This is a genomic window from Acinetobacter sp. 243_ASPC (assembly GCF_001054715.1).
GTDB classification, from domain to species: domain Bacteria; phylum Pseudomonadota; class Gammaproteobacteria; order Pseudomonadales; family Moraxellaceae; genus Acinetobacter; species Acinetobacter soli.
The window spans coordinates 131,522-142,367 of the sequence record NZ_JVOR01000074.1 but is presented as its reverse complement, the minus strand read 5'-3'; the positions used below and the strand labels follow the sequence as shown (position 1 = coordinate 142,367).

Below are 10,846 nucleotides of genomic sequence, written 5' to 3'. Positions count from 1 at the left end.
AAATCCGTGTGTCGGCAGTTCGATCCTGCCTCACGCCACCATATTCAAAAAAGCCTCTGATTCAATCAGGGGCTTTTTTTTGTCTGACAATTTTAGCTTGCCTGTAAAAATTTTCACTTATAGTAGCGCTATACAGGAAGAATAAAATATAAGGACAATCAGGCGTGAAGGATTTATTTTCACTGGATAGTCGGCGTTACCAGCAAGCTCGACCGATATATCCGCAAGCCATGCTTCAGCATCTCTTAAGTTACGTGCATACGCGTGATCTGGCATGGGACTGTGGTGCAGGTTCGGGCCAGCTCACGCATATGCTGGCACCTTATTTTGAGCAGGTGGTCGGCACAGACATCAGTCAAAGCCAGCTCGATCATGCCGAATATTACGACAACATCAGTTATCAGGTTCAACCTGCCGAAAAAACCACCTTTCCCGACCATTGCTTTGATTTGATTACTGTGGCGCAAGCCGTACACTGGTTTGACTTTGAGGCCTTTTATGCCGAGGTAAAGCGTACCCTGAAACCCCGTGGCATTTTTGCCATTATTGGATATGGACTGATTGAGGTGGATGATCTCTTGTTCCATATGCAGATTCAGCAGTTGTATCATCACACCTTGAGAGGGCATTGGGACCCAGAGCGGCGTTATATCGATCAGCATTACCGTACCATTCCATTTCCATTTCAGGAAATCCAGATGCCGAACTTTGACATTCGCCTGCGTTGGAGTTTTAAGCAATTAATACAGTATTTAGGCACATGGTCGGCTGTTCAGCATTATATTTTGCAAAAAGGTACAGATCCATTACAGGAGCTAAATGCAGCTTGCGCCGATCTGAATCAGATCGTTGAGGTGCGCTTTCCAGTGCTGCTACGTGTGGGTGTACAGGTACGCTAATAACCCACCAAGAGCATGCTAGTTCGATACTCTAATCCGAGATCAGTCGTTTACCTAAACAAATGGCATCGACTTCTTCATAACCCAATTCATCGTAAAAGCCTTGTACATCCAGATTGTCCTTGCGTAACAGCAACTGGACCTTGGGGCAGCCACGCGCGATCAAGCGCTTTTCTAGTTGCTGAACCAGTGCAGTGGCAACGCCCTGACGCTGATACTGCGGATGAACGGCCAGATAGCTGATCCAGCCACGGTGTCCATCGTAACCGCCCATGACGGTCGCTACCAGTTGCTCGTCGCGAAGAGCCACTAAAAACAGCCCATCGTTTTGTTCAGTTTTACGGAAAATATCAATTTCAGCGTTGTTCCACGGACGGCTCAGCCCGCAAAGCTCCCATAAACTGACAATATCTTCGATATCGGTATGGCTAAACTGGCGAATCATAAACATGGGTTGTTCTTCTTGTGATGATGTTTAAGCCTTAAGATAAAAGAAAAGAAATCACTTGATAAGCCTTTTTTTTGTATAAAAAAAGCACTCTGTGATCAGAGTGCTTTGGGTGAAAAAAAGGAAGGCTTAAGCAGATTTAGCTTCAGGCTCGATGGCCAGCATGTGTCCATTTTCTTCAAAATTTACATGCCAAGACAATGCTTCGCGTAGCAGGTGTGGCGTATGTCCGCCTTTGGCACATGCACGGTTAAAGTAGTCATTAAGCGCATCTTGATACAGTGGGTGAACACAGTTTTTGATAATCGCCACAGCGCGCTCGCGCGGTGCCAGACCACGTAAATCGGCCAGACCTTGCTCGGTCACCAAGATATCAACATCATGCTCAGAATGATCGACATGCGACACCATTGGGACGATCGACGAGATGTCACCGCCTTTTGCAATCGACTTGGTGACAAAGATAGCCAAGTGTGCATTTCGTGCAAAATCGCCTGAACCGCCAATGCCGTTCATCATTTTGGTTCCACACACGTGCGTTGAATTGACGTTACCGTAAATATCGAACTCAAGTGCAGTATTGATGCCGATAATCCCTAAACGACGTACCAACTCAGGGTGGTTTGAGATTTCTTGCGGACGAAGTACCAACTTGTCTTTGTAGGCTTCAATGTTGCCAAACACTTTTTCACCGCATTTCGCCGACAGGGTAATCGAGCTGCCCGATGCAAACTTCATTTTTCCAGCATCGATCAATTCAAAGGTACAGTCTTGAAGTACTTCAGAGTACATGACCAAATCTTCAAAGTTTGAGTCTTTCAGGCCAGTCAGTACGGCGTTGGCAATTGAACCAATCCCGGCTTGAAGAGGGCCGAGATTTTGCGGTAAACGACCTTCAGCCACTTCTTTTTCAAAGAAAGCGATCAGGTGGTTGGCAATGCCTTGAGTTTCATCATCTGGAAGTGTCACAGTCGATGGCGAATCGGCAGTGTCGTTAAATACAATCCCGACAATTTTTGCAGGATCGATCTGAATGGCGCTGGTACCAATTCGCTCGTCTACTTTGGTCAGTGAAATTGGCTGACGTGTTGGACGGTATGACGGAATATAAATATCGTGTAAGCCTTCGAACGCTTCGCTTAAAGAGGTATTGATTTCAACAATCACTTTTTCAGCAAAGATGGCAAAGCTTGCAGAGTTTCCAACAGAAGTGGTAGGAATAATGCCGCCATCTTCAGTAATCGCAATGGCTTCAATTACAGCTACGTCTGGGCGTTTGAGCTGTAAATTACGCATTTGTTCAACTGTTTCAGACAAGTGCTGATCAATAAACATTACTTCGCCATTATTAATGGCACGACGTAAGGTATTGTCGACTTGGAAGGGTAGGCGACGCGCCAATACACCCGCTTCGGTTAACTGTTTATCGAGGTCATTCCCTAAACTCGCGCCCGTAATTAATGTAATTTTTAACGGGTTTTGTTTTGCACGTTCAACTAAAGCTTGTGGGACCGCTTTCGCTTCTCCCGCACGAGTAAATCCGCTCATACCCACAGTCATGCCGTCTTGGATATATGCTGCAGCATCATCTGCGCTAATCACTTTGTTGTGTAATGAGGCCAATCGGATACGATCTAAAGACATGGGTTTACTCTCAATCTGTTTTAGTTCACATGCCAGATTGTACCGTTGTTCGTTTACTTTTGACGCCGTGTTAGGCTAAGGTCTAATTTTTGAAAAAAATACAATAATCATGTTTTGTGATGTACCTCTAACTCATTTATTTACTTAAAAAATAACATTGAGAAATAAGTCGCGACTCAAACAGATCTGCTGAAAATATATTCGACTTAAAATCGATCTGAGAAACTTTGCTTAATTTTTTCAATCGGATTGGCTGGTAGTGGCTCAGGGGTTAAATGCTTTGGAAGAGGCAATAAAATACGCGCTTCGAGCCCACCTTCAGGACGATTATGAATCAGTAGCTCACCTTGGTGGATATCGACAATCCGTTTGACAATTGCTAGCCCCAAGCCGCTGCCCTGAATCGTTCGCGCTGAATTACCGCGGACAAAGGGTTGCATCAGTTCTTCGATCTGATCTTCTGGAATACCTTCGCCGTGGTCGGCGACAATAATCAGAATATGATCGCCTTCGACCTGTGCGGTCAGTTCGATTGGCTCTGCACCATAGCGTTTGGCATTGTTAATCAGATTGGCAATCAGGCGTTTTAGCGACAAGCTACGTGCAGGAATAATCGGAACATCTTGTGCTTCGAAGTGAATCTCGAGTGGTTTAAATTGAACCACCAATTCTTGCAGCAAAATATTAATATTGGTGTCGCGTAGTTCTTCGTCGGAGCCATCGCGCATATACGAAATAAACTGATTTAAAATGGCGTCCATATCATCGACGTCATAGACCAGCCCTTCTCGTAAAAACTCATCGGGTAGCATTTCGGCAGTCAAACGAATTCGAGTAAGCGGCGTACGTAAATCGTGGGAAATACCCGCCAGCATGATTTGCCGATCACGTTCGGTTTGCTCAAGTGTATAAATCATATGATTAAACGCTTGATTCACCTGACGAATCTCTAATGGACCATGGTTGGTGCCCAAATAGGGCGCCTTACCGGTTTTACTATAGGCATTGGCTGCATTTTGTAAGCGGCGCAGTGGGCGGTTAAGCTGACGCACCAAAGTCAAAATAATAATGGCAGACAGAAGCGGAACGCCAAGTAGCCAGCCAAACACCAGCTCAGGGCTATAGTTGGCATAGGTTTTTAAGGGTTCACGAACCCAATTGCCGTGCATTTCTGGCGTTTGAATCCAGATACGTGGGCTTGGCTTAAACTGGAAATACACAATGACATTATCGACTTTTAGCTCATTGGCCAGTTTATCTTCAACATGATTGGTAAAGAAATCCGCAATCACTTTGTCGCGGACATTGGGATATTCTTTGGGGTCTGTAACGTACTCGATTCCGACTCTGTTTTTAAGCCATGTATCGACATCAACCTCAACATCACGATGAAAAATACGAATGTCGGGGTTATTCACCAGTTCCAGCTCGACAGCCAGATAGCGCGCATGTTGCTGGATTTCAGGCAAATATAAGGTGCGCCAAAAAAACCACAGCGACATCATCAGACTAAACACCACCACGAACAGCACCAGCACCGTGGTGCGCATTGCAGCTGAACGCGGTTTTATTTTATCGAGAAAGCGTTCCCATCGGGTTCGTTTACGTTCGGAATACGCAACGTAATCGGTATACGCTTGCGGGTCGATGGGGTCGAGCTTCACTCAATCATCCTAAGTCTAAATTATGCCTTATTCTGCACCATCTGGAACAAATACATAGCCCACGCCCCACACGGTTTGGATATAACGTGCGCGTGCTGGGTTGTCTTCGATGAGGCGGCGCAAACGCGAAACCTGTACATCGATTGAACGTTCCATTGCACCCCATTCACGACCACGCGCCAAATTCATCAGTTTGTCACGAGTCAAAGGTTCACGTGGGTGTTGCACCAAGGCTTTCAAGACTGCAAATTCGCCTGTGGTAAGTGTCACCACTTGGCCTTCACGAGTCAGGGTGCGTGTAGAAAGATCGAGTGACCATGGGCCAAAGCTCACCACTTCAACTTGCTGACTTGGGGCGCCCGGCACTTCACGAACCTGACGACGCAGTACCGCACGGATACGTGCCAGTAGCTCGTTTGGATTAAACGGTTTTGGCAAATAGTCATCGGCACCGGCTTCTAACCCTGCAATTCGGTCAGAGTCGCTGCCGCGTGCAGTCAGCATGATGATTGGGGTGTCTATATTAGACTGACGTAAACGACGACAGATACTCAAACCGTCTTCCATTGGAAGCATAAAATCTAAAACAATTAAAGAAAATAATTCGCGCTGAAGCAAACGATCCATTTGAGTTGCATCGTGGGCCGTTTTAACAACAAAACCTTTGTCTTCCAAGAAGCGTTGCAAAAGGGTGCGCAAACGTACATCGTCATCGACGACAAGAATCCGTTCGACGCGATCGGTGTCGTTATGTACAGTTTCAGTATGTTCAGCAGGTACAACTAAACTCATGATGTACTCCCTTTATTTAAGTCATAATTTATAGATTATTGGATCAATGCAGTATAATGCCGATATTCTTGTTTAGACTATGTATCAAATTGCTCAAAATTACAATTTTCGGCGAAATTTGAAACCAAAAAACAACATCTTAAAAGCATTTGATGCACTGTATATCTTTCATGAATATTCCAGATTAATCCCTGTTCACCATTCTTTGTATTTATGCCTATAAGTGACTGTTTTTACAAGTGACAAGTTGATGAAATTTGTACGTTCAGTGCCAGGTTCCTGAAAATAAAACAGCAGCCCATAAATGACGTATTAAATGTGCAAAATATCACATCTGTTTGAGTGATCGATCAGACCTATTAAATAGAATAAATGTACTGTAATTGATTCGAATTTTTGTCAAAACCCAGCGCATGATTCAAAAAAACGTTTTGAATAAGTAAAACAAGTGTGGATTTTATAGTCTCGGTCTTTATAATCAGTGCTTTTAAACTTAATCCTTGTGGAATCGAACACGATGACTGACTTAGTTCAGCAGTTGGCAAGCGAGCTTGCCGTACGTCCAAACCAAGTAGAAGCTGCCATCCGTTTAATTGATGAAGGTGCCAGTGTTCCTTTTATTGCCCGTTACCGTAAAGAGGTCACGCAAGGCTTAGACGATACGCAACTACGCCAACTCGACACACGCTTGTCTTATCTGCGTGATTTATATGAACGTCGTGAAAAAGTCATTGAGTCGCTAAAAGAACAGAACAAACTTTCCGATGATTTATTGGCACGTGTTAACGCTGCCGAAACCAAAAATGCACTTGAAGAAATTTACGCGCCATATCGTCCAAAGCGCACCAGTAAATCATTCAAGGCACGTGAAGCCGGTCTTGGGCCAGTAGCAGAACGCATTGTTGCCGAGCAAATTGAACCGACAGAGGCGCTGGCTGGATTTGAGCATGCCGATTATCCAGATGCCGAGAGCCAGCTCGATGCCGTGCAACATATTATTATTGATGACTGGGCGCAAAACATTGCCTTGACCACAGAGCTTAAAAGTCTGTTCGCCAAGACGGCCAGCCTCAAAAGTACGGTGGCTTCTGATGAGAAAAAAGAAGTTGGTAAAAAGTTCCGTGATTACTTTGAGTTTTCTGAAAACTTACACAAACTCCCTTCACACCGTTTACTTGCCATGCTACGCGGTCGTCAAGAAAATGTGTTGGGCCTTAAAGTAGACGGACAAGACGATGCACCTTTGGCACGCATTGAAACCGAATATAATCTGGATCAAGTACAGCCACAAGCCCGTCAGGATTTTTTAAAGCAAACGGCAAAACTGTTCTGGTTAGGTAAAATTCGTCCGCAAATCGAGCATTCTTTGCTGACCGAAAAACGCCTTGCAGCCGAAGCTGAAGCCATGCAGGTGTTTGCAGAAAACTTGCGTCACTTATTATTGTCTGCACCAGCGGGCAGTCGCACCACTTTAGGTGTCGATCCTGGTATTCGTACCGGTGTAAAGCTGGCTGTAGTCAGCGAAGCGGGCGATGTATTGGCGCACAGTACCATTTACCCATTTGCACCTAAAGAAGACAAAGAAGGCTCGATTGCCGAGCTTGCACGCTTGTGCCGTGAATACAATGTGGATCTGATTGCAATTGGCAACGGTACAGCAAGCCGTGAAACTGAAGCGGTCGTTGCTGAAATGATGGCTGCCAATACCGATCTTAAACTGACACGTGTAACAGTCAGTGAAGCAGGGGCATCAGTTTACTCGGCAAGCGAGCTGGCAGCAGCAGAATTGCCTGAACTGGATGTATCGATTCGTGGTGCCGTATCTATTGCCCGTCGTTTACAAGATCCATTGGCGGAGCTGGTAAAAATCGATCCGAAATCGATTGGTGTGGGTCAGTATCAGCATGATGTCAACCAGACGGGTCTGGCAAAAACGCTCGATGCGGTGGTTGAAGACTGCGTAAACGCCGTGGGTGTCGATGTGAATACCGCATCGTCTGCCATTTTGGGTTATATCGCCGGCTTAAACAAAGCGATTGCTCAGCAAATTGTGGAATATCGTAAAGAGCATGGCCGTTTTGACAACCGCCAGTCGTTGAAAAATGTACCACGTTTGGGTGAGCGCACCTTTGAACAGGCAGCAGGTTTCTTGCGTGTCTTGAATGGTTCTGAACCACTTGATGCGTCTGCTGTCCATCCGGAAAGCTACGGTTTGGTGGAAAAAATGGTACAAGCCAAAGCCACGACTGTAAAAGACCTGATCGGTAATTCGGAAATTATTCGCCAGATCAAAGCAGATGAGTTTGTCGATGACACCTTTGGTTTACCAACCGTTCAAGATGTATTAACAGAGCTTGAAAAACCGGGCCGCGATCCACGTCCAGAATTCCGCACAGCCAAATTCCGTGATGACGTAACCGAAGTGGCACAGCTCACTGAAGGCATGCAGCTTGAAGGCGTAGTGACCAATGTCACCAACTTCGGTGCATTTGTGGATGTCGGCGTCCATCAGGATGGTCTGGTGCATATTTCTGAACTGGCGAATGAGTTTGTCTCGGATCCGCACAAAGTGGTGAAGCCGGGTCAGATCGTACAAGTTCGAGTGATTCAGGTCGATGTTGAGCGTAAGCGTGTCAATTTAAGTATGCGTCCTGAAGGTTCAGAAGCACCGGCGAAAGCTGCGCGTGCGCCACGTCGCGAAAATCATGAGCCACGTCCTGAGCGTAAGCCACAGCATAAGCGTCCACAGCAGGCTGCACGTCAAGGCGATTCGAGCAAAAAGCCACAGCGTGCTAAGCAAGAAAAGCCTCAAGAACAAAAAATTGGCGGCCTAGGTGCTTTGTTGCTCCAAGCCGGCATCAAAGGTTCTAAGTAAAAAGTTTGTAAGTAAAACTGAAATAAAAAAACCTCCTGATGGGGAGGTTTTTTTACGCCTATTGTTTTTGCTTTAGGTATTGTCATTTCAATAATAAAACCAGAGCGCAACATGAGGTGAATCTGAAGATCAACAAAAAAGTAGCGAAATATGCCTTAACAATAACAACCCAACAGCAGAACTCAACTTTAAGTCACTAAGATTGTCAGACAATATCAAGGCGCTCATGAGGAAAATGAGTCGATGTTTCATCTAGAGAAACTCGAAGTTGCGCTTAAATTATTTTAAAAAATGGTTATTTTTATGACGCTATTTGAAGTCAAAAACAGGTTACATATTAAAGATGCGCTTTCGGGACTGGTGGTCTTTCTGGTGGCATTGCCCTTGTGTCTGGGCATTGCACTGGCCTCTGGTGCCCCGATTTTATCCGGAATTCTGGCAGGCATTGTTGGTGGCATTGTGGTGGGTTTCTTAAGCGGTTCGCACATTAGTGTGGCCGGACCTGCCGCGGGCCTGACGGCAGTGATTTTGGTACAGTTAGAACAGTTAGGCGGCAATTATGCCGCCTTTTTATTGTGTATTATCTTTGCGGGTGGCTTACAGATTTTGTTCGGTCTGTTTAAGCTGGGTTTCTTTGCAAATTACATTCCCAACAATGTGATTTTAGGGCTTTTGGCCGCGATCGGTGTGATTTTGATTGCAACGCAGATTCCGTATCTGCTTGGGCTTGGAAATTTCTCTTGGCGCGAACTCTGGAGCGATCAGGGTATTAATCCCAATATTCAGCTAGATGCCGGTGCCATGGCCATTGGGTTGCTTAGTGTTGTGGTCATTTTAGTCTGGGATAAAACCCCTTTAAAAAAACTGGTCTTACCTTCGGCTTTGATTGCAGTCTTGGTTGCAGCAGTGCTGAACTACGTCTTGACCTACTTACAGTCACCATGGGCCATTCAGACTGAAAATCTGATTCAGTTGCCTAATCTGCTCAATGCGACAGAAAGTGCTTTTATTTTTCCCGACTGGAGCGCGCTCGCCAACCCACTGATTTATACTGGTGCGATTACGTTGGCAGTGGTGGCCTCGCTTGAAACCTTGTTAAATTTGGAAGCCGCCGACAAACTTGATCCTCACAAGCGTGCCTCACCACCGAACCGTGAGCTTTGGGCGCAGGGCACAGGCAATATTATTTCGGGTTTGATTGGTGGAATGCCAATTACCTCGGTGATTGTGCGTAGCTCAGTTAACGCCAATACTGGCGCACGCAGTAAATGCTCCACCATTATTCATGGAATATTATTGTTACTCGCGGTGCTATTTTTTGTGCCCCTCATGAACATGATTCCATTGTCTGCGCTGGCCGCAATCTTGATTTTAACGGGCTTTAAACTCACCCATCCAAGTCTGTTTAAAAGGCTTTATCAGCAAGGCTGGACGCAGTTTATTCCATTTATGATTACCTTGGTGGCGATTTTACTGACCGATTTGCTTGTCGGGATTTTAATTGGTTTGGCCAGCAGTATTGTGTTTATCTTGTATGGGAATCTGCATAAAGGCGTGCGTGTATATCGTGAAAAGCATTTGCACGGTGTGATTACCCGAATCGAACTGCCTTCTCAGGTGACTTTTTTAAATCGGGCATCGCTTATTTCTGCGCTTGAACGGGTACATAAGCATGAAAAACTGGTGATTGATGCCACACAGTCAGACAGTATCGATCCTGATATTTATCAAGTGATTCAGGAATACCAAAACGAAACAGCAATAAAACGCCAGATTGATTTAAAGCTGATCGGTTTTAAACAACATTATCAAGAACTCGATGATGCTGTACTGGATATCGATATCAGCACACGTGATTTGCAGTACAAACTTAAGCCATCGGATGTGCTGAAATTACTCAAAGAGGGCAATCAGCGCTTTGTGAGAAATGAACGTTTGCAGCGTGATATCTATCGCCAGATTCGCGTTACGGCAGATGAAGGCCAGCATCCGATTGCAGCAGTGCTGGGGTGTATGGATTCGCGTGCACCGACAGAAATGCTGTTTGATGTCGGCATCGGTGATTTGTTCAGTTTACGCATTGCAGGCAATGTGGCCGGTCAGAAGGTGCTCGGCTCACTTGAATTTGCCTGTCAGGCCAAAGGCGCAAAAGTGATTGTGGTGTTGGGTCATACCGACTGTGGGGCCGTGACCAGTGCCTGCCAGCTGAGCTTGCAGAAACAAAGTGTGGCAGATATTAAGGAAATGCCGCATATTCAATATGTACTTGGGCCACTGATGCACTCGGTGGATAATGTCTATGACATCATGCAGCCTCGTAGTCTCACGCCCGCGTTTATTGATCAGGTGACTGCCATGAACGTGCATTATAATATTCAGTACATTATCAAGCACAGTGCCGTACTTCGAGAGATGCTTGAGCATCAACAGATTGATATTGTAGGCGCCATTTATGATGTGAAAACAGGCAAAGTCAACTTTCTCTAATCCCGACTTGATATTTCAAGTATAAAAAAGCCTCTCA

7 protein-coding genes are annotated in these 10,846 nt (G+C 45.5%); 3 read left to right on the top strand and 4 right to left on the bottom strand.

Annotation, left to right across the window (positions count from 1 at the left end; genetic code table 11):
• Nucleotides 1-164 precede the first annotated feature (164 nt).
• Nucleotides 165-899, top strand: a complete 735-nt coding sequence (locus ADA42_RS08025) for a class I SAM-dependent methyltransferase (protein WP_048764547.1) — start codon at nucleotides 165-167, stop codon at nucleotides 897-899.
• A gap of 31 nt (nucleotides 900-930) precedes the next feature.
• Here ADA42_RS08025 and ADA42_RS08020 read toward each other — a convergent pair whose 3' ends face one another.
• From ADA42_RS08020 to ompR, 4 genes are all read right to left on the bottom strand, one after another.
• Nucleotides 931-1,350: a GNAT family acetyltransferase gene (locus ADA42_RS08020; RefSeq protein ID WP_004934141.1), complete on the bottom strand. Its 420-nt coding sequence runs from the start codon at nucleotides 1,348-1,350 to the stop codon at nucleotides 931-933.
• Nucleotides 1,351-1,476: 126 nt separating this feature from the next.
• Nucleotides 1,477-2,991: an acetyl-CoA hydrolase/transferase family protein gene (locus tag ADA42_RS08015; RefSeq protein WP_004934143.1), complete on the bottom strand. Its 1,515-nt coding sequence runs from the start codon at nucleotides 2,989-2,991 to the stop codon at nucleotides 1,477-1,479.
• Between the two features lie 206 nt (nucleotides 2,992-3,197).
• Nucleotides 3,198-4,655 (bottom strand): ATP-binding protein, encoded by a 1,458-nt coding sequence (locus ADA42_RS08010; protein ID WP_004934146.1) that lies wholly within the window; start codon nucleotides 4,653-4,655, stop codon nucleotides 3,198-3,200.
• A gap of 27 nt (nucleotides 4,656-4,682) precedes the next feature.
• Nucleotides 4,683-5,447: a two-component system response regulator OmpR gene (gene ompR, locus ADA42_RS08005; protein ID WP_004934149.1), complete on the bottom strand. Its 765-nt coding sequence runs from the start codon at nucleotides 5,445-5,447 to the stop codon at nucleotides 4,683-4,685.
• Between the two features lie 517 nt (nucleotides 5,448-5,964).
• Between ompR and ADA42_RS08000 the strand changes: the two genes are divergently transcribed.
• Nucleotides 5,965-8,322, top strand: coding sequence for a Tex family protein (locus tag ADA42_RS08000; RefSeq protein ID WP_048764544.1), 2,358 nt, complete (start codon nucleotides 5,965-5,967; stop codon nucleotides 8,320-8,322).
• Nucleotides 8,323-8,625: 303 nt separating this feature from the next.
• Nucleotides 8,626-10,809 carry a bifunctional SulP family inorganic anion transporter/carbonic anhydrase gene (locus tag ADA42_RS07995; RefSeq protein WP_048764541.1) on the top strand — a complete coding sequence of 728 codons (2,184 nt, stop codon included), beginning with the start codon at nucleotides 8,626-8,628 and terminating at the stop codon, nucleotides 10,807-10,809.
• The last annotated feature ends 37 nt before the right edge of the window (nucleotides 10,810-10,846 follow it).